Origin of the sequence: Kitasatospora sp. RG8, assembly GCF_017813315.1 — a bacterium.
GTDB lineage: Bacteria > Actinomycetota > Actinomycetes > Streptomycetales > Streptomycetaceae > Kitasatospora.
The window spans coordinates 125,354-143,232 of sequence record NZ_JAGIYX010000008.1; the positions used below are offsets into that span (position 1 = coordinate 125,354).

Sequence of the window (17,879 nt, forward strand, 5' to 3'; positions counted from 1 at the left end):
CGACTGACCGGCCGTCAGGCGTAGCGGCGCGCCAGCTCCCGCTTGAGGACCTTGCCGCTCGAACCGAGCGGCAAGTCCGCCACGAACTCGACCCGGCGCGGGTACTTGTAGGCCGCCATGCGTTCCCTGCTCCACGCCACGATGTCGCCGGCGAGCGCGGCGTCCGCGTGATGGCCCGCCCGGACCACGACGACGGCGCACACCTCCTCGCCGTGCTTCGCGTCCGGGACTCCGACCACCGCCGCCCTGGCCACCGCCGGATGACCGAGCAGCACCTCCTCGACCTCGCGCGGGTACACGTTGTAGCCGCCGCGGACGACAAGGTCCTTCTTGCGGTCGACCAGGGTCAGATAGCCGTCCGCGTCCTGCACGCCGAGGTCCCCGGTGCGGAACCAGCCGTCGACCAGCACCTCGGCGGTCTCCCGGGGGCGGCCGAGGTAGCCGGCCATCACGTTGTGCCCGCGCACGACGACCTCGCCGATCTCGCCCCGGTCCAACAGCTCGATGCGGCCCTCCACCTCGGCCGCCGCGACCGCGACCTCCACGCCCTCGATGGGCAGGCCCACCGTCCCCGGCTTGCACACCGTCCCGGGCAGGTTGTACGCGACGACCGGGGACGTCTCCGTCAGCCCGTACCCCTCGTACACCTCGCACCCGAACGTCGTCCGGACCTGTTCGAGGACCGGCACCGGAAGGGCCGAACCGCCGCTGTAGACGCGGGAGAGGCGCGGGGCCCGCGCACCCGCCGCAACGGCTTCGAGCATGCCGTAGTACATGGTCGGGACGCCCATGAAGACCGTGCAGCCGTGCTCGCGCATCAGCCGCAGGGCGTCCTCCGCCCCGAAGCGCTCCATGACGACCATGGTCGCCCCGGCGTGGAAGCACACCGCCATCCCGCAGATCTGCCCGAAGGTGTGCGACAGCGGGAGGGCGCCGAGCAGGACGTCGTCCTCCCCGAAGGCGAACGGCGACACGGCGGTCACCGTGATGTTCGTCAGGACGCTGTGGTGGGTGAGCATCACCCCCTTCGGCGTGCCCGTGGTGCCGGAGGTGTACAGGACGACCGCGAGGTCGTCCGGCGCCCGCTCGACGTAGGTGGCGACCGGCTCGGCGTCGGCGTCGAGCCGGTGCGCCGCGCCGTCGGCGTCCCCGACGGCCAGCACCAGGACACCGGCCGCCTCGGCGCTGCGGGCGGCCTCCTCGGGCAGCGCGCCGGCCCACACGAGCGCCCGCGCCCCCGAGTCCCGCAGCACGTGCGAGATCTCGGCCGACCTCAGGGCGGTGCCGACCGGCACGACCACGGCGCCGAGCGCCAGCACCGCGAAGTACAGCGCCGCGAACTCCGGCGTGTTCGGCAGCAGCAGGGCGACCCTGTCACCGGGCCCGATCCGCTCCGCCCGCAGGGCCGCGGCGTACCGCCGGGCCTGCTCCCACAGCTGCGCGTACGAGAGCCGTGCCGTGCCGCACACCAGCGCCGGACGGTCCGGCCGTCGGGCTGCCGAACCGGCCAGCACGGCGGCCACCGACCCGGTCACTTCAGCCAGTTCCGGTCGCTCGCCGAGGGGATCTCCAGTTCCTTCCAGATCCCGCGCAGCGCCTCGGCGAAGTTCTCGACGTCCGCCCGCCCGTGCACCGCGGACGGGGCGATCCGCAGGATCTCCTCGCCGGCGCGCACACTGGGCGCGTTGATGGACTGGACGTAGATGCCGTGCTGCTCGAACAGCAGCTGGGACGCCTTCTTGCAGGTCTCGTCGTCGCCGACGAAGGCCGAGACGATGTGCGAGTCCGTGGAGATGAACGGGATGTCGGCCTCGGTGAGCAGCCGGTGCAGCAGCTGGGCGTTCTCCGCCAGCTTCTTGCGCTCGGCGTCGGAGGTCCGCAGGTAGCGGACCGCCGCCAGCGAACCGGCCGCGACGGCCGGCGGCAGCGAGGTCGTGAAGATGAAGGAGCGCGAGAGCGTGCGGACGGCGTCGACGAGGGCGGCCGGGCCCGCGATGTACCCGCCGACCGTGCCGTAGCCCTTGGCCAGGGTGCCCATGACGACGGTGAACCGGTCGGCGATGCCCTCCCGCGCGGCTATGCCGGCGCCCTGGGGGCCGTACATTCCGACGGCGTGCACCTCGTCGATGTACGTCGTGGCGTTGTACCGGTCCGCGACCTCGGCCATCTCGGCCAGCGGCGCGATGTCACCCGACATCGAGTAGACCGACTCCAGGACGACCAGCTTCGGGCGGTCGGCGGGGGTGGCCGCCAGCAGCTCCTCCAGGTGGGCGACGTCGTTGTGGCGGAAGACGTGCTTCTGCGCGCCGCTGTGCCGGAGGCCGTCGATGATCGACGCGTGGTTCTTCGCGTCGGAGAAGACGACGGTGTCCTTCGGCATCCCCGCCAGGACGGTGAGCGCCCCGTCGTTGGCCGTGTAGCCGGAGGTGAAGAGGAGGGCGGCCTCCTTGCCGTGCAGGTCCGCCAGCTCCTGCTCCAGCTGGACGTGGTAGTGGTTGGTGCCGCCGATGTTGCGCGAGCCGCCGGAGCCCACGCCGTGGGCGTCGATCGCGGCCTTCATCGCCTCGACGACGTGGCGGTTCTGCCCCATGCCGAGGTAGTCGTTGCTGCACCAGACGCTGATCTGCGAGTCCACGCCGTCCCGCCGGGCGGTGGCGCTGGGGAACTCGCCGGAGCGACGTCCGATCTCCAGGAACTCGCGCCTGCGCTCGGCGAGGTCCGCAGCGGTGGCGCCGTCGGAATACGATTCCAGATGCAGGTTCATTGCGTTCGCTTTCTCGATGTCGATCCCCCGGGAGCCGGATGCGGTGATCCGGGTTCGGGGACCGGGAAACTGGGGTTCGGGATGCCGGGACGCCGGGCTTGCGCGTGCCGGGCCGGGCGGATCAGGCCTCCAGCAGCCGCAGCCGCAGCTTGTCGGGCTTGCCGTTGTCGTTCAGCGGCAGCGCACTGACGAGGCTGATCTTCTCGGGCGCGTGCAGGACCGACAGCGACTCGGCGAGGTGCGCACGGACGGCCTCCGTCCGGACCTCGGCCGCCGGGTCGCAGACCAGCGTCGCGTGGAGGTGCTCGGCGCCGTCCCGGTCCTGCACGCCGTAGACGGCGGCGTGGCGGACGCCCGGCAGCGAGAGGATCTCCCGCTCGACCACCGTCGGATGGACCTTGACCCCGCCGACCTTGACCACGTCCGCCACCCGGCCCAGCAGGTGGAGGTAGCCGCGTTCGTCGGAGTAGCCGATGTCCCCGGTGAAGTACCAGCCGTCCCGGAGGACCTTCGCCGTCCGCTCCGGGTCTCCGGTGTAGCCGTCCATGAGGTGCGGTGAACGCACCCGGACCTCGCCGACCTCGCCGGTGGCCACCGGCTCGCCGGTGTTCGGGTCGCCGACGACGACCTCCACCTCGGGGAAGGGGCGCCCCACGGTGGTCGACAGCCACGGGTCGTAGTGGTCCTCGCGGCGCAGCGAGGTGATGCGGCCGGTCTCCCCGGTGCCGTAGGCCTGCACCATGACGGGGCCCAGGATCCGGACCGCCTGCGCGATCCTGGCGGGCGCCGCCGGGCTGCCGCTGTAGATCAGCCGCTTCAGCGAGGACAGACCGCCGGACGCGAGGTCCAGGGCGCCGCGCTCGTCCAGGTGGTCGAGCAGCTGGAACAGCTGGGTCGTCGCCAGGAAGGTCCACGAGATCTCCTGCTCGGAGACGGCCGCGACGAACCGCCCGGCGTCGAAGGCCTCGTGGAGGTGGATCTCCCCGCCCAGGGCGAGGGCGGCGTCGGCCATCGCGGCCACGGTGTGGCTCAGCGGGGTCGTCACCAGCAGCTTCACGGACTCGGCCGCGCGGTCGGCCGCCACCATCCCCCGGACGGAGCCGTTCCAGACCCGGCCGGCCAGCCGGATGCCCTTCGGCCGTCCGGTGCTCCCGCTGGTGAAGCTGATCACCGAGAGGGCCTGCGGGTCCCACGGCGCGGCGGTGGGGGCGCCGGCCTCGACGGTGTCGCCGTCGGCGCGGCGGGCGCGCGTCACCGGGAGTCCGCCGGCGCCCTCGGCGAGCTCCAGGGCGCGCTGCGCGCTCTCGTCGTCCGCGTAGACCGTCACGGCCGCGGTGTCGCGCAGGATCTGGATCTGGTGGTCCAGCGGAAGGATCGTCGAGCTGGTCCCCGGGTTGGTGGAGCGCAGGTAGCAGACGGCGCCGCCGAGCAGGTGCGCGGCGTACCGCGCGGTGAGCATCTCGGGGCTGTTGGGGGCGACCAGGACGGCCACGACGTCCCCCTGTCCGACGCCGTTGTCCCGCAGCGCGCGGAGGGTGCCGGTGACGGACCGGATCAGCTCACCGCCGGAGAGCGCCTCGCCCCGCCAGTGAACGGCGGGGCGCTCCGGCGCCGCCGCGAACACCGAGAGGATGTCCGCGACGTAGCTGTCGCTCTCTGTCCACCAGTGGTCCTGTGGGGTCATGGCCCTGCCTCTCGATGTGAACCCCCGGCGGATCTCGGTCTGCTGCCCGGGTGCGTTCCGATCCTTCCGGTCGGGAAAGGCCCGGGAAAGAACGTTCGGACGGCTTGACCGGCGCCTCGGAAGGGGCGCACGACCGGGGTAGCCGAACGGGTACCCCGGTCGGGTGGCCGGGTCGTGCGGCCGGGGGTGGCCGAGCGGCCGCGCGGGCCGGCGGGCCCGCGCGGGGCGGGGGCCGGGGGAAGCGCCGGGGTAAGGCCCGCCTACTCTGTATGCCGAAGCAAAACGGGCGAACCGGACCCGTCCGGGGGCCGCGACGAGGGAAAGCAGGACCCGCCCATGGGCGACGGAATGTCAGGCATGCACCACCACGGAGGGATGACGGAGCTGGGGCCGTTCTCCCTCTCCAACGTCATGACCTGGTCCCCCGACTGGGTGTTCCTGATCGGCGGCCTGGTCGCGCTGGCGCTGTACGGGACGGGCGTGGTGCGGCTGTACCGGCGCGGCGACCGCTGGCCGATCGGCCGGGCCGTCGGCTGGGTGGCGGGCGTCGGCTCGGTGATCCTGGTCACCTGCACCGGGCTGAACGACTACGGCATGGTGCTGTTCAGCGCGCACATGATGCAGCACATGGTGCTCTCGATGCTGTCACCGATCCTGCTGCTGCTCGGCGCGCCGATCACGCTGGCACTGCGGGCGCTGCGCCCGGCCGGGAAGGGGCGCCCGCGCGGACCGCGCGAGCTGCTGGTGGCGCTGCTGCACAGCACCTACGTCAAGGTGATCTCGCACCCGGCGTTCACCATTCCGCTGTTCATCGCGAGCCTGTACGGGGTGTACTTCACCCCGCTGTTCGACTTCCTGATGCAGTACCGCCTCGGGCACATCTTCATGATGGTGCACTTCCTGGCCACCGGGCTGGCGTTCTTCTGGCCGATCATGGGTGTGGACCCGGGCCCGAACCGCCCCGGCCACGTGATGCGGATCATCGAGCTGTTCATGGGGATGCCGTTCCACGCCTTCTTCGGCGTGGCCGTGATGATGGCCGGCCACCCGCTGGTGACGACCTTCACCGAGGCCGGCGCGCCGCCCGGGACCAGCCTCCTGGAGGACCAGAAGCTGGCCGGCGGCATCACCTGGGCGTTCGGCGAGATCCCGACCGCGATCGTGCTGATCGCGCTGGTCTACCAGTGGATGCGCTCCGAGCAGCGGGTGTCCCGCCGCCGGGACCGGGCCGAGGACCGCAGCGGCGACGCCGAGCTGGCGGCGTACAACGCGTACCTGGCCTCGCTGGACAAGCGCGGCCGGCGCCCGGCGCCGGCGGCCGACGCTTAGCCTCCACCGCCTAACGGAACCCCCCGCCCGACGCCCGGGCGGGGGGTTCCGTCGTTCCCGGGGACGCCCGGCGACCCGTCAGCCCGTCGGTCCGTCGGCCTGCCCGACACCGTCGGCCCGACCGGCCCCGCCGCTCTGCCCGGCCCCGCCGCCCTGCCGGGCGAGGCCGGCGACCAGGATGTCCAGGCCGAACTCGAAACGCTCGTCGCCGACGTTGCGGGTGAGCGCCGCGGCCATCGAGGTGATCATCGGGTAGCGGTCGGCCGGGATCGTGCTGAAGTACTCCCGCACCCGACCGGTGTAGGCCTCCGCGTCGGCCTCGGTGTGGGCGCTGCGGGTGGACGCCTCGAAGGTGGTCGCGGTGGTGTACAGCCCGAGCAGGTCCACGCCGTACGCGGCGGTCTGCTCGTCCAGCCCGCCGGCGCGCAGGATGCCCAGCATGGTGTCGGCGATGTCCATGGCGTGCGGGGTGACCGGGACGTTCGCGACCACGGCGGCCTTGGCGAGGTCGCGGTGGCCGAGCAGGACGTCCCGCGAGCGGCGCATCAGCCGCTTGAGCTGGTCCTCCCAGTTGGCCGGGTCCGGCTCTTCGAGGGCGATCTCGGAGTACGCCAGGTCGAGGACGAGCTCGACCAACTCGTCCTTGTTGCCGACGTGGGCGTAGAGGCTGGCGGCGCCGGTACCGAGCTCCTGGCCGACCCGGCGCATGCTCAGCGCGTCCATTCCCTCGGTGTCGACGATCCGCAGGGCGGCCTCGACGATCCGCTCGCGGCTGAGCGGCTGGCGCCTGGACGCCGCCTTCTCCTTCTCCTGCCAGTGCGCCGACCAGCTCGGACGCGGGGCGGCACTGGTCATGGAGGGCTCCTTCGTGGTCGTTGACGAGTCCCACACTACTTGACACGAACACTGTTCCATGGGAGAACACTGTTCGTCGCAAGGAAACAGTGTTCGTTAGGGCGAACGTGGTTCGTTCAGCTCAGACCTTCCCGGAGAGCCCTCCCATGACCAGTCAGACCGCCCCTCCCCGACCCGCCACCGAGGCCGCCGAGCCCGAACCGGCCGGCTACCGACTGCGCTGGGCCGCCCTCGCCGTGATCCTGGCCGCCGAGGTGATGGACCTCCTCGACACCACGATCGTCGGCGTCGCCTCCCCCGCCATCCAGCGCGACTTCGGCGGCAGCGACGCGCAGATCCAGTGGATCTCCGCCTCCTACACGCTCGCCTTCGCCGTCCTGCTGATCACCGGCGCCCGGCTCGGCGACCTCTTCGGTCGCAAGAACCTCTTCGTCGCCGGCGCGGCCGGCTTCACCCTCGCCTCGGTGCTCTGCGCCGCCGCGCCCGGCCCGGGCACGCTGATCGCCGCCCGGACCGTCCAGGGCCTCTTCGCCGCCCTGCTGATCCCGCAGGGGCTCGGCCTGATCAAGGCGATGTTCCCGCCGAAGGAGATGGGCGCCGCGTTCGGTCTCTTCGGCCCGGTCCTCGGGCTCTCCTCCGTCCTCGGGCCGACCCTGGGCGGCTACCTCACCGACGCCGACTGGTTCGGCACCGGCTGGCGGATGGTCTTCCTGATCAACCTGCCGCTCGGCCTGCTCGCGGTGCTCGCCGCCGTCAGGATCCTGCCCGCCGACCGGACCACCCGCACCGCCGGCGCCGGCCGGCTCGACCCGCTCGGCGTCCTGGTGCTCAGCGCCGCCGTCCTGCTGCTGGTCTACCCGCTGGTGCAGGGCCGCGAGCTGGACTGGCCGCTCTGGACCTACCTGTCCATGGCCGCCTCGCTGCCGGTGCTCCGGCTCTTCGTCCTCCACCAGCGCCGCGTGCTGAAGCGCGGCGGCACCCCGCTGATCGAGCCTTCACTCTTCGCCAAGCGGGCCTTCACCTCGGCGCTCGCCACCGGGCTGGTCTTCTTCGCCGCGGTCTCCGGCCTGCTGCTGACCTTCACCCTCTACCTCCAGCTCGGCCTCGGCTGGACCTCGCTGCACTCCGGCCTCAGCATGATCCCGCTCTCGCTGGGCATCGTGATCGGCGCGGTCCTCTCCGGGGGCTTCCTCGGCCCGCGGTTCGGCCGCCGGGTCCTGCACGCGGGCATGGCCGTCGCGGCCGCGGGGGCGCTCGGCCTCTGGGCCTGCGTCGACCACTGGGCCGGCGGCCTGACCAGCTGGGAGCTGATCCCCGCGCTGGCCGTCACCGGCTTCGGCCTCGGCCTGATCATGGCGCCGTTCTTCGACATCGCCCTGGCCGGCGTCGAGGACGCCGAGACCGGGTCGGCCTCCGGCGTGCTCAACGCCCAGCAGCAGCTCGGCGGTTCGATCGGTGTCGCGCTGCTCGGCACCGCGTTCTTCGGCTGGGCCGGCCCAGACGGCTTCCAGCACGCGGCGGGCCGGACCTTCGGCCTGACCGCCGGCCTGCTGGCGCTCGCCTTCCTGGTCGCCTTCCTGCTCCCCCGCCACGCCCGCCCGGAGGACGGTCACTGACCCCGGGTACGCGGGAGGCCCCGGAGTCCTGTGCGGACTCCGGGGCCTCCCCGTTCAACCGGGCCTGGATCAGCCGAGGTTGGCCAGCGCGTCGTTGAAGGTCTTCGACGGGCGCATCGCGGCCGCGGCCTTGGCCGGGTCGGGCTGGTAGTAGCCACCGAGCTCGACCGGGGAGCCCTGGACGGCGATGAGCTCCTCGACGATGGTCTGCTCCTGGTCGGACAGCGCCTTGGCCAGACCCGCGAACGCCTGGGCCAGCTCGGCGTCGGCGGTCTGCTGCGCCAGCTCCTGGGCCCAGTACAGGGCCAGGTAGAAGTGGCTTCCACGGTTGTCGATGCCACCGAGGCGGCGGCTCGGCGACTTGTCCTCGTTCAGGAAGGTGCCGGTGGCGCGGTCCAGCGTGTCGGCCAGCACCTGGGCGCGGGCGTTGTCGGTGGACTGGGCCAGGTGCTCGAAGCTGGCGGCCAGCGCGAAGAACTCGCCCAGGCTGTCCCAGCGCAGGTAGTTCTCCTTGACCAGCTGCTGGACGTGCTTCGGGGCGGAGCCGCCGGCGCCGGTCTCGAACAGGCCGCCGCCGTTCATCAGCGGGACGACCGACAGCATCTTGGCGCTGGTGCCCAGCTCCAGGATCGGGAAGAGGTCGGTCAGGTAGTCACGCAGCACGTTGCCGGTGACGGAGATGGTGTCCTCACCGCGGCGGATCCGCTCCAGCGAGAACTTCGTCGCCTCGACCGGCGTCTTGATCTCGATCTGCAGGCCCTCGGTGTCGTGCTCCGGCAGGTACTCCTTGACCTTGCCGATCAGGACGGCGTCGTGCGCGCGGCCCTCGTCCAGCCAGAAGACGGCCGGGCTGCCGGTGGCGCGGGCGCGGGTGACGGCCAGCTTGACCCAGTCGCGGATCGGCAGGTCCTTGGTCTGGCAGGCGCGGAAGATGTCGCCGGCCTGGACGGCCTGCTCCAGCACCACGTTGCCCTCGGTGTCGACCAGGCGGACGGTGCCCGCGGCCGGGATCTCGAAGGTCTTGTCGTGGCTGCCGTACTCCTCGGCCGCCTGCGCCATCAGGCCGACGTTCGGCACCGAGCCGATGGTGGCCGGGTCGAGGGCGCCGTTGGCACGGCAGTCGTCGATGACGGCCTGGTACACGCCGGAGTAGCTGCTGTCCGGCAGGACGGCCAGGGTGTCGGCCTCGTTGCCGTCCGGGCCCCACATGTGGCCCGAGGTGCGGATCATGGCCGGCATCGAGGCGTCGACGATGACGTCGCTCGGCACGTGCAGGTTGGTGATGCCCTTGTCGGAGTCGACCATGGCCAGCGCCGGGCCGTCGGCCAGCTCGGCCTCGAACGAGGCCTTGATCTCGGCACCGTTGGCCAGCTTGTCGAGGCCTCCCAGGATGCCGCCGAGGCCGTTGTTCGGGTTCAGGCCGGCGGCGACGAGCGCCTCGCCGTACTTGGCGAAGGTCTGCGGGAAGAAGGCGCGGACCACGTGGCCGAAGATGATCGGGTCGGAGACCTTCATCATGGTGGCCTTGAGGTGCACCGAGAACAGCACGCCCTCGGCCTTGGCACGGGCGACCTGCGCGGCCAGGAACTCGTTCAGGGCGGCGGCGCGCATCACCGAGGCGTCCACGACCTCGCCGGCCAGGACCGGCACCGACGGGCGCAGCACGGTGGTGGCGCCGTCCTCGGCCACCAGCTCGATGCGCAGCGAGCCGTCGGCGGCGATCACGGTGGACTTCTCGGTGGAGCGGAAGTCGTTCTGGCCCATGGTGGCGACGTTGGTCTTGGAGTCGGCCGTCCAGGCGCCCATGCGGTGCGGGTGCGTCTTGGCGTAGTTCTTGACCGACGCGGGGGCGCGGCGGTCCGAGTTGCCCTCGCGCAGGACGGGGTTGACGGCGCTGCCCTTGACCTTGTCGTAGCGGGCGCGGACGTCCTTGTCCTCGTCGGTCTGCGGGTCGTCCGGGTAGTCCGGCAGCGCGTAGCCCTGCGCCTGGAGCTCGGCGATGGCCGCCTTCAGCTGCGGGATGGAGGCCGAGATGTTCGGCAGCTTGATGATGTTGGCGCCGGGGGTCTTGGCGAGCTCGCCCAGCTCGGCGAGGGCGTCCTCGATCCGCTGGCCCTCCTCCAGACGCTCCGGGAAGCTCGCGATGATCCGGCCGGCCAGGGAGATGTCACGCGTCTCCACCTGCACGCCGGCCGTCGAGGCGTAGGCCTGGACCACGGGCAGGAACGAGTACGTTGCCAGGGCCGGCGCCTCGTCGGTGTGCGTATAGATGATGGTCGAGTCAGTCATCGGTACTCCGCTTCACGTCTCCAACGTCTTGATGTCAAGATATCTCGTGCTCGCCCCTCCGCTCCACCACCCCCCGTCCCGGAGCACACGCCGACGCCCGCCCCGGGCCGTCGGTGGTCAGCTCCACCGTGGTCCCGGGACGGGCGCAGGGCAAACGGAGAGGGCTCAGGCCCGGGCGAGCCGGGCGTCGAACTCACCGGCGTCGGCGAGGAACCAGAGCTGGTTGCCGCGGTTGCTCTCGACCACGAAGTCGCGCAGGGCGCTGCTGGCGGCCACGTGCTCCGAGATGTCGCCGGTGACCGCCAGGCCGATCCGGTAGTTGACGAACTTCTGCACGATGCCGCCCGCCACGCGGGTGCTCAGCCGGAAGAAGTCGCCCCCGAGGCGGGCGGCCGGGACGACGACCCAGGTGGCGTCGCGGCCCATCGCGTCGCCGATCAGGTCCATCGCATCCCCCTCGCCGCCGATCACCGTGCCCTCGGCGGGCAGTCGCAGGACGGTGGTCCCGGCGATCTCGACGACCTCGGAACCGGCCACGGTCTCGACGGTCTCGGTGGCCTCGTGGTGCTCAGACATGGCGATTCTCCCTGATCAGCGCATTGATGAGGACGAGCAGCTCGGCGGTGTCGGCCAGCCCGCCGAAGACGATCACCTTGAGCGTCGAGCGCTCCTCGTCGTGGACGGTCTGGAACTTGAGCGGCCGGCCGCCCTCGCGGGGGCCGGAGATCGCCGCCATCACGGTGCTGGCGAGACGGGCCGCCTCCCGGGTGCCGATGCCGTCCACCTGCACGATCGTGGACGCCTCGGCACGCAGTTCCGGCGCGACGACGGCCGGCGCGGGCGCCGCCGGGGCGCCGGTGAAGGCCGCGAGATCCTCCGCGGTGATCCGGTACTGCTTGCCGATCCGGGCCGCCTTCAGCCGTCCGTCGCGGACGTAGCCGCGCACGGTGCGGACGTGCAGCCCCAGCAGCTCGGCCACCTGTTCCACCGAGTAGTACTGCGGCATCGGACGCCACCTTCCCCGAGCTCCTCTATGAATCCGCAAACTACCATGACGACGGCAGTGATAGGGAAGAATAAGGAGCGTTGGACCCGTCACCGCGGCGCCACCGTCAGAACCCCGTCAATACGGCACCGCATTCGGTCAACACCGCGTCAGGACGGCGGCCCGCGGCCCGCGGACGCCCTAGCGTCGAAGGAGCAGTTCCGGCAGGCCCCTCCACCACCCGGGAGCACCCGCATGGCCCGCGTCGTCTGGCACGTCCCGGTCACCGTCACCGGACGCACCACCGCCCTCCGGCTCTTCCGCCTCCGCGACGGCCGCCGCTGCGCGGTCGGCTTCAGCTCCGCCGCGGCCCTGACCGCCCTGCTCGGGCCGGACCAGGCGGCCGCCGAGCTCGGGGAGCCGGCACTGCGGGCGCTCGCCGCGCCCCTCGGCATCGACGCCCTGGTGCTGGACCCGCGCCTCGTCGCGCCGCCCGTCCGCGGGACCGGCTCCCCCGCCCCGACGGCCGTGCTCCAGACCCGGTGACCGCCCTCCGACTGCTCCCGGGCGGCAACCCGGAGCCCGGGGCGGCCCGGTCCCTGCACGCCCTCGCCCGGATCCGCTTCGGCCCCGTCCCGCTCGACTTCGACCGGCTGGCCGCCGAGTTCCCCGCCGTGCAGAGCGGACTCGCCCTGGCCGGGGACGCCGACCTCGAACTCCGCCTCGCCTGCACCGGCCCCGAGGAGTTACGCGCCGTCTCCACGGCCCTGCAGCGCGCGGGCGCCGCCCACGTCCGGATCGACGTCGTCCTGCGGGCCCTCGTCCCGCGGCCGCCGACCCTGCGGCCGGTGCCGTAGGGCGGACCACGCGCCCCGGGCCCGCCCGCGCCCCGCCGGGGGACGGGCGGGCCCGCCGTCAGCCGCTCTCGCGGGCCAGGGCGGCGATCGCCGCGAGCAGCAGCGCGGAGCCGGCCAGGAGGCCCGGGGTGAGCGGCTCGCCGAGGAAGGCCACGGCGATCAGGGCGGCCGTCGCCGGCTCCAGCAGGACGCGCCGGTCCCGGGCCGGCCCGGTCGTGATCTTCACCTCCGCACCGCGGGCGCGTACCGTCGGCGGTGACGTGGCGGGGGCCGGCCTCCGCCCCCGGCGCGGAGGAGACCAGCGGCGTGGACCACCTGACGTACGACGACGTGAAGGCGGCTGGGGAACGGATCGCGGGGCGGGTGCGGCCGGTGGTGGTGGCGCCGGGGGACGAGCGCGGGCGGGTGTGGCTGGCGCTGGAGTACCTCCAGCACACCGGCAGTTTCAAGGCGCGTGGCGCACAGAACTTCCTGCTCGCGCACGCTGCGGCGGGCACCCTGCCCGCCGCCGGGGTGACCATCGCCTCGGGCGGCAACGCGGGCCTGGCCTGCGCCTGGGCGGCCCGTGAACTCGGCGTACGGGCCACGGTGTTCCTGCCGGAGACGGCCCCGCCGGTGAAGGTGGCGCGGCTGCGCTCGTACGGCGCCGAGGTGCGGCTTGCGGGCGGCGAGTACGCGGAGGCGCTGGCCGCCTGCGAGGAGTTCGCCACGACGGGTGGCGCACTGGCCTCGCACGCCTACGACCACCCGCTGATCGCCGCCGGGGCCGGGACGGTCCTGGAGGAGATCAGGGAGCGTGTCCCCGGCCTGGACACGGTGGTGGTCTCGGTGGGCGGCGGCGGGCTGTTCGCGGGGGTGGCGGCCGCGGCACGCGAGCACGGCGTCCGGGTGGTGGCGGTGGAGCCGGCCGGCAGCCGGGCGCTGAACGCGGCGGTGGCGGCCGGCCGCCCGGTGGACGTCCCGGTCGAGTCGGTGGCCTCGGACTCGTTGGGGGCCAGGCGGGCCACGGCACTTGCCCTGCACGCCGCCCGACAGGACGGCGTGCGGTCGGTGTTGGTGCCGGACACCGCCATCGTCCGTGCCCGGCAGGAGCTTTGGGACGAACGTCGGATCGCCGTCGAGCACGCCGCGGCCACCGCCCTCGCCGCGCTGGACCAGACGGACGGCGAGCGGATCGCCGTCCTGCTGTGCGGCGCCAACACCGACCCGTCCGACCTGGTCGCGGGCCGGTAGCGGCCCTACCCCAGCAGCCTGCGCAGGGCCAGCCCGTCCGGGGCGGCGGCGGTGAGCAGCAGGGCGTCCGGGTCGGGCAGGGTGAGCAGGGCGGCGTCGCCCGCGCCGGGCTGCCGCTGCGGCGGGGGCGGCGGGGGCGGCGGGGGCGGCTCCGGCGGCGGGTGGCCGACGGTGAGCCGCTGGCCGGTGGCGCGGTGGCCGCCGAGGACGGCGGGGCCGTCCCAGCCGGGGGCGCCGGGGCCGAGGTCGGTCTGCTGGTCGAGCAGGAGCCGGCCGGCCCGGCGGACGGTGAGCCGGGAGGTGAGCCGGCCGGGGGCGGCGCCGCGGGCCCAGTCGTGGTGGCGGCCGAGGATCTGCTCCTCCCGGTAGCGCAGCCGGGCACCGGCGGCGAGGGTGATCCTGGTGTGCAGGACGAGGTGGCTGCCGCTCGCGGCGACGACCGGTTCGGGCCGCCAGTCGAGCCGGGCGCCCTCCCCCACCGTCAGGTCGATGTCGTAGCGGGCGGGCCCGGGGCCCGGGAGGCTGATGGTGGCGGCGGCGCTGGTGAGGGTGAGCGCGGCGCCGTCCGCCAGCTCGACGTCGAGCGCGAGGTGGTCGCCGCCGAGCGGTGCGGCCATCGAGCCGACGAGGACCACGTGGGCGGCGCCGTCGTCGTCCCGGGTGCGGCGGGGTGCGAGCGGGCCGGCTCCGGAGAGGACGGGCAGGGCGGTGGTGCCCCGCCCGTCCGGCACGGCGAGGATCCGGGCCCGCGGGACGGGCGCGGCCGTCACCGGACCCCGTGCCGGTCGGCCCCGTCCGGGCCGGCCTCGCGCAGAGCCGTCCCAGGCAGAGCCGTCCCGTGCAGGTCCATCCCGTGCAGGCCGTTTCCGCGCCAGGCCGTGAGCTTCTCCCGGACCCAGGCCGCGACCGGTGCCACGCCCTCGGCGGAGGTGAGCGAGCAGAAGACCGTGGGCAGTGCGCCGCGCTGGGCGGCGGCGTCGCGGGCCATCACCCCGAGATCGGCGCCGACCAGCGGGGCCAGATCGGTCTTGTTGATCACCAGCAGGTCGGAGGTGGAGACGCCCGGGCCGCCCTTGCGCGGGATCTTGTCGCCGCCGGACACGTCGATGACGAAGATCTGGTGGTCGACCAGCCCACGGCTGAAGGTGGCGGTGAGGTTGTCGCCACCGGACTCCACCAGGACGAGGTCGAGCGGGCCGACGGCGTCCTCCAGGTCCTCGACGGCCTCCAGGTTGGCGGAGATGTCGTCGCGGATGGCGGTGTGCGGGCAGCAGCCGGTCTCGACCGCGGTGATCCGCTCGGGCGGCAGGACGGCGTTGCGGAGCAGGAACTCGGCGTCCTCGGTGGTGTAGATGTCGTTGGTGACGACGGCCAGCGACAGCTCCTCGCGCAGCAGGCGGCAGAGGGCGGCGACGGTGGCGGTCTTGCCGGAGCCGACCGGCCCGCCGAGGCCGATCCGCAGGGCGCGGCGGCGGCCGCCGGCCGCGGCGTCGCTGCCGGTGGCGGCCGCAGCGCCGTAGGTGTGGCGGACGGGGGCGTCGACGGGGTCGACGGGGTCACGATGCAAAGAGGCGGACCTTCCAGGAGTGGTGCTCCTCGGCGTAGACGTCGAGCAGCGGGGCGGAGGCGGCGGGCAGCACGTCCGGGTCGCCGCGCAGGGCCGCTTCGAGGGCGGTGGCGGCGACGGCGTCGAGCTGCGGCGCGAGGCGGGCGAGCGCGGCGGCGACCTCGTACGGGTCGAGGCCGAGCAGCCGGACGCAGGCCGTGGCCGGCCCGTTGACGCTCTCGTAGGCGGCGGCGGACGCGGCCTGGGCGGGGGTGACCCCGGCGGCCAGGGCGGCGGTTCCGAGCACCACCGGCTGGTGCGCACCGCGCGGGAACGCCTCGGCGATCCGGTCGAGCCGGTGGTGCGGCCAGGCGGCGCGGGCGGCCCGGAGCAGCTGGCGGCCGAGCCGGCGGCTGGTGGCGCGCAGGGCGGGCGAGGGGGTGCGGGCCTCGGCGGCCGCGTCCAGGACGGCGGTGTCCTGTCCGGCGGCGGCCGAGGCGGCCAGGGCGGCGGCGACCAGGCCGGTGGTGTGCAGCCGTCCGGTGAGGAAGGCCGTCATGCTCGCACCGTCGTGCACCCGCCCGGCCCTGACCGCCGCCTCGGCGCCGCCGGAGTGCGCGTGCCCGCCGGCGGGGAACCGCCCGTCGGCGAGCAGCAGCAGCGCGGCGAGGGTCATCAGAAGAGGAAGTACCGCTGGGCGAGCGGCAGTTCGACGGCCGGCTGCGGGGTGACGACCTCGCCGTCGACGGTGACGGTGAAGGTGTCGGGGTCGACCCGGACGTCGGGGCGGGCGCTGTTGTTGACCATCTGCTCCTTGGTGACCCCGCGGGTGTTCCGGATCACGGTGAACTCCTTGGCGACGCCGAGCTGTTCGGCCAGCCGCCCGGGCAGGCCGTCGTCGATCGCCGCCTGCGAGGTGAAGTTGAGCGAGTTGGCCGCCGCCGAGCGCCCGGTGGCGCCGAACATCGGCCGGGGCAGCACCGGTTGGGGCGTGGGGATGGACGCGTTGGCGTCGCCCGTCTGCGCCCAGGCGATCTGGCCGCCCTTGACGACCAGGTCGGGCTTGGCCCCGAAGAAGGCGGGCGACCAGAGCACCAGGTCGGCGAGCTTGCCGGGTTCGACCGAGCCGATCTCGCCGTCCAGCCCCTGGGCGACGGCCGGGTTGATGGTGTACTTGGCGACGTAGCGCCGCGCCCGGTGGTTGTCGGCGCGGCCGTCGCCGGGCAGCGCGCCGCGCCGGGCCTTCATCACGTGGGCGGTCTGCCAGGTGCGCAGCACCACTTCGCCGATCCGCCCCATCGCCTGGGAGTCGGAGCTGATGATGGAGATGGCGCCGAGGTCGTGCAGGACGTCCTCGGCGGCGATGGTGGAGGGCCGGATCCGGGACTCGGCGAAGGCGAGGTCCTCCGGCACGTGCGGATTGAGGTGGTGACAGACCATCAGCATGTCGAGGTGTTCGTCGATGGTGTTGACGGTGTGCGGCCTGGTCGGATTGGTGGAGCTGGGCAGCACGTTGGCCTCGCCCACCACGGTGATGATGTCGGGTGCGTGGCCGCCGCCGGCACCCTCCGTGTGGTAGGCGTGGATGCCGCGCCCGGCGATCGCGGCGAGGGTGTCGCCGACGAACCCGGCCTCGTTCAGGGTGTCGGTGTGGATGGCGAGCTGGGCGCCGGTCCGCTCGCAGACCCGCAGGCAGGCGTCGATCGCGGCCGGGGTGGCGCCCCAGTCCTCGTGGATCTTGAAGCCGAGCGCGCCGGCCCGCAGCTGGTCGTGCATCGACGTCTCGTTGACGGTGTTGCCCTTGCCGAGCAGGCCGATGTTGACGGGCAGGCCGTCCATCGCCGCGAAGAGCCGGCCGAGGTGCCACGCGCCGGGGGTGATCGTGGTGGCCTTCGTGCCCTCGGCGGGCCCGGTGCCACCGCCGACGAGGGTGGTGACGCCGGAGGCCAGCGCCTCGTCCACCAGCTGCGGACAGATGAAGTGGACGTGGGTGTCGACGCCGCCGGCGGTGACGATCCGCCCGTTGCCGGCGATCACCTCGGTCTCCGGGCCGATCACCAGCAGCGGGTGGACTCCGTCCATGGTCTCGGGGTTGCCGGCCTTGCCGAGAGCGGTGATCCGGCCGTCCCGGATGCCGATGTCGGCCTTGACGACGCCCCAGTGGTCGAGCACCACGGCGCCGGTGACGACGGTGTCCGGGGCCCCTTCGGCCCGGCTGGTGCGGGCCTGGCCCATGGACTCGCGGATCACCTTGCCGCCACCGAAGACGGCTTCGTCGCCGCCGCGGCTGCGGTCCTCCTCGATCTCGACGAGCAGATTGGTGTCGCCGAGCCGGATCCGGTCGCCGGTGGTCGGGCCGTACAGGTCGGCGTAGCGCTCGCGGGTGAGCCGGAGCGCGGGGCGGTCAGTCATCGAGGGCTCCCGCCGTCTCGCCGCGCAGGCCGGCCACCTCGCGCCGGCCGGCGATCGGGACCAGCTGGACCTCCGCCGGGATGCCCGGTTCGAAGCGGACGGCGGTGCCGGCCGGGATGTTGAGGCGCAGGCCGCGGGCGGCCGCACGGTCGAACCGGAGGCCGGGGTTGGTCTCGGCGAAGTGGTAGTGCGAGCCGACCTGGACGGGCCGGTCGGCGCCGTTGAGCACGGTCAGCCGGATCACCTCCATCCCGAGGTTGAGCCCGATCTCGCCTTCGCCGTAGAGGATCTGACCTGGCGTCATCTCCT

Annotated in this window: 17 protein-coding genes and 1 pseudogene; 5 read left to right on the forward strand and 13 right to left on the reverse strand. The window is 73.4% G+C overall.

Annotated features, from left to right (window positions below; genetic code table 11):
* Nucleotides 1–14: 14 nt before the first annotated feature.
* From J5Y04_RS14890 to J5Y04_RS14900, 3 genes are all read right to left on the reverse strand, one after another.
* On the reverse strand, nt 15–1,535 hold the full coding sequence (locus J5Y04_RS14890) for an AMP-binding protein (RefSeq protein WP_209412475.1): 1,521 nt from the start codon (nt 1,533–1,535) through the stop codon (nt 15–17).
* Nucleotides 1,532–2,764: a 5-aminolevulinate synthase gene (hemA, locus tag J5Y04_RS14895; RefSeq protein ID WP_209412476.1), complete on the reverse strand. Its 1,233-nt coding sequence runs from the start codon at nt 2,762–2,764 to the stop codon at nt 1,532–1,534. The genes J5Y04_RS14890 and hemA overlap by 4 nt, the downstream gene beginning before the upstream one ends.
* 121 nt (nt 2,765–2,885) lie before the next feature.
* Nucleotides 2,886–4,448: an AMP-binding protein gene (locus J5Y04_RS14900; RefSeq protein ID WP_209412477.1), complete on the reverse strand. Its 1,563-nt coding sequence runs from the start codon at nt 4,446–4,448 to the stop codon at nt 2,886–2,888.
* 357 nt (nt 4,449–4,805) lie between these two features.
* Between J5Y04_RS14900 and J5Y04_RS14905 the strand changes: the two genes are divergently transcribed.
* Complete coding sequence (locus tag J5Y04_RS14905) at nt 4,806–5,777, forward strand: cytochrome c oxidase assembly protein (protein ID WP_209412478.1); 972 nt, start codon at nt 4,806–4,808, stop codon at nt 5,775–5,777.
* Nucleotides 5,778–5,855: 78 nt separating this feature from the next.
* On the opposite strand, the gene J5Y04_RS14910 is transcribed toward J5Y04_RS14905, so the two are convergent.
* Complete coding sequence (locus J5Y04_RS14910; protein WP_209412479.1) at nt 5,856–6,632, reverse strand: TetR/AcrR family transcriptional regulator C-terminal domain-containing protein; 777 nt, start codon at nt 6,630–6,632, stop codon at nt 5,856–5,858.
* Between the two features lie 146 nt (nt 6,633–6,778).
* Between J5Y04_RS14910 and J5Y04_RS14915 the strand changes: the two genes are divergently transcribed.
* Nucleotides 6,779–8,248, forward strand: coding sequence for an MFS transporter (locus J5Y04_RS14915; RefSeq protein WP_209412480.1), 1,470 nt, complete (start codon nt 6,779–6,781; stop codon nt 8,246–8,248).
* A 69-nt stretch (nt 8,249–8,317) separates the two neighbouring features.
* On the opposite strand, the gene J5Y04_RS14920 is transcribed toward J5Y04_RS14915, so the two are convergent.
* From J5Y04_RS14920 to J5Y04_RS14930, 3 genes are all read right to left on the reverse strand, one after another.
* On the reverse strand, nt 8,318–10,537 hold the full coding sequence (locus tag J5Y04_RS14920) for an NADP-dependent isocitrate dehydrogenase (protein WP_209412481.1): 2,220 nt from the start codon (nt 10,535–10,537) through the stop codon (nt 8,318–8,320).
* Nucleotides 10,538–10,702: 165 nt separating this feature from the next.
* On the reverse strand, nt 10,703–11,113 hold the full coding sequence (locus J5Y04_RS14925) for a DUF4180 domain-containing protein (RefSeq protein WP_209412482.1): 411 nt from the start codon (nt 11,111–11,113) through the stop codon (nt 10,703–10,705).
* Nucleotides 11,106–11,543, reverse strand: a complete 438-nt coding sequence (locus J5Y04_RS14930; RefSeq protein ID WP_209412483.1) for a helix-turn-helix domain-containing protein — start codon at nt 11,541–11,543, stop codon at nt 11,106–11,108. The genes J5Y04_RS14925 and J5Y04_RS14930 overlap by 8 nt, the downstream gene beginning before the upstream one ends.
* Before the next feature lie 234 nt (nt 11,544–11,777).
* Here J5Y04_RS14930 and J5Y04_RS14935 point away from each other — a divergent pair, with 234 nt between their 5' ends.
* Nucleotides 11,778–12,068: an SAV_915 family protein gene (locus J5Y04_RS14935; RefSeq protein WP_209412484.1), complete on the forward strand. Its 291-nt coding sequence runs from the start codon at nt 11,778–11,780 to the stop codon at nt 12,066–12,068.
* Nucleotides 12,065–12,379, forward strand: a complete 315-nt coding sequence (locus J5Y04_RS14940; protein WP_209412485.1) for a hypothetical protein — start codon at nt 12,065–12,067, stop codon at nt 12,377–12,379. Before J5Y04_RS14935 ends, J5Y04_RS14940 begins: the two co-directional genes overlap by 4 nt.
* Nucleotides 12,380–12,437: 58 nt before the next feature.
* On the opposite strand, the gene J5Y04_RS14945 is transcribed toward J5Y04_RS14940, so the two are convergent.
* Nucleotides 12,438–12,605 (reverse strand): hypothetical protein, encoded by a 168-nt coding sequence (locus J5Y04_RS14945; RefSeq protein ID WP_209412486.1) that lies wholly within the window; start codon nt 12,603–12,605, stop codon nt 12,438–12,440.
* Nucleotides 12,606–12,685: 80 nt separating this feature from the next.
* On the opposite strand from J5Y04_RS14945, the gene J5Y04_RS14950 reads away from it, so the two are divergent.
* Nucleotides 12,686–13,612 carry a serine/threonine dehydratase gene (locus tag J5Y04_RS14950; protein ID WP_209412487.1) on the forward strand — a complete coding sequence of 309 codons (927 nt, stop codon included), beginning with the start codon at nt 12,686–12,688 and terminating at the stop codon, nt 13,610–13,612.
* A 5-nt stretch (nt 13,613–13,617) separates the two neighbouring features.
* Here the strand turns inward: J5Y04_RS14950 and J5Y04_RS14955 are convergent, their stop codons facing one another.
* The 5 genes and pseudogenes from J5Y04_RS14955 to J5Y04_RS14975 all read right to left on the reverse strand — a co-directional run bounded on the left by J5Y04_RS14955 (nt 13,618) and on the right by J5Y04_RS14975 (nt 17,874).
* Nucleotides 13,618–14,382 carry an urease accessory protein UreD gene (locus J5Y04_RS14955; protein WP_209412488.1) on the reverse strand — a complete coding sequence of 255 codons (765 nt, stop codon included), beginning with the start codon at nt 14,380–14,382 and terminating at the stop codon, nt 13,618–13,620.
* 101 nt (nt 14,383–14,483) lie between these two features.
* Nucleotides 14,484–15,179 (reverse strand): annotated as a pseudogene (gene ureG / locus J5Y04_RS14960) (urease accessory protein UreG); the annotation flags it as partial.
* Nucleotides 15,169–15,834, reverse strand: a complete 666-nt coding sequence (locus J5Y04_RS14965) for an urease accessory protein UreF (protein WP_209412490.1) — start codon at nt 15,832–15,834, stop codon at nt 15,169–15,171. The pseudogene ureG and the gene J5Y04_RS14965, both read right to left, overlap by 11 nt.
* A complete protein-coding gene (locus J5Y04_RS14970; RefSeq protein ID WP_209412491.1) occupies nt 15,834–17,570 on the reverse strand; it encodes an urease subunit alpha in 1,737 nt (578 codons plus the stop codon). The genes J5Y04_RS14965 and J5Y04_RS14970 overlap by 1 nt, the downstream gene beginning before the upstream one ends.
* Nucleotides 17,563–17,874 (reverse strand): urease subunit beta, encoded by a 312-nt coding sequence (locus J5Y04_RS14975; RefSeq protein ID WP_209412492.1) that lies wholly within the window; start codon nt 17,872–17,874, stop codon nt 17,563–17,565. The genes J5Y04_RS14970 and J5Y04_RS14975 overlap by 8 nt, the downstream gene beginning before the upstream one ends.
* Nucleotides 17,875–17,879: the final 5 nt, after the last annotated feature.

Coding starts and splice junctions, on each gene's coding strand:
- hemA (WP_209412476.1), bottom strand. CDS start 2,764: ATGAACCTGCATCTGGAATCGTATTCCGACGGCGCCACCGCTGCGGAC.
- J5Y04_RS14900 (WP_209412477.1), bottom strand. CDS start 4,448: ATGACCCCACAGGACCACTGGTGGACAGAGAGCGACAGCTACGTCGCG.
- J5Y04_RS14905 (WP_209412478.1), top strand. CDS start 4,806: ATGCACCACCACGGAGGGATGACGGAGCTGGGGCCGTTCTCCCTCTCC.
- J5Y04_RS14910 (WP_209412479.1), bottom strand. CDS start 6,632: ATGACCAGTGCCGCCCCGCGTCCGAGCTGGTCGGCGCACTGGCAGGAG.
- J5Y04_RS14915 (WP_209412480.1), top strand. CDS start 6,779: ATGACCAGTCAGACCGCCCCTCCCCGACCCGCCACCGAGGCCGCCGAG.
- J5Y04_RS14920 (WP_209412481.1), bottom strand. CDS start 10,537: ATGACTGACTCGACCATCATCTATACGCACACCGACGAGGCGCCGGCC.
- J5Y04_RS14925 (WP_209412482.1), bottom strand. CDS start 11,113: ATGTCTGAGCACCACGAGGCCACCGAGACCGTCGAGACCGTGGCCGGT.
- J5Y04_RS14930 (WP_209412483.1), bottom strand. CDS start 11,543: ATGCCGCAGTACTACTCGGTGGAACAGGTGGCCGAGCTGCTGGGGCTG.
- J5Y04_RS14935 (WP_209412484.1), top strand. CDS start 11,778: ATGGCCCGCGTCGTCTGGCACGTCCCGGTCACCGTCACCGGACGCACC.
- J5Y04_RS14965 (WP_209412490.1), bottom strand. CDS start 15,834: ATGACCCTCGCCGCGCTGCTGCTGCTCGCCGACGGGCGGTTCCCCGCC.
- J5Y04_RS14970 (WP_209412491.1), bottom strand. CDS start 17,570: ATGACTGACCGCCCCGCGCTCCGGCTCACCCGCGAGCGCTACGCCGAC.
- J5Y04_RS14975 (WP_209412492.1), bottom strand. CDS start 17,874: ATGACGCCAGGTCAGATCCTCTACGGCGAAGGCGAGATCGGGCTCAAC.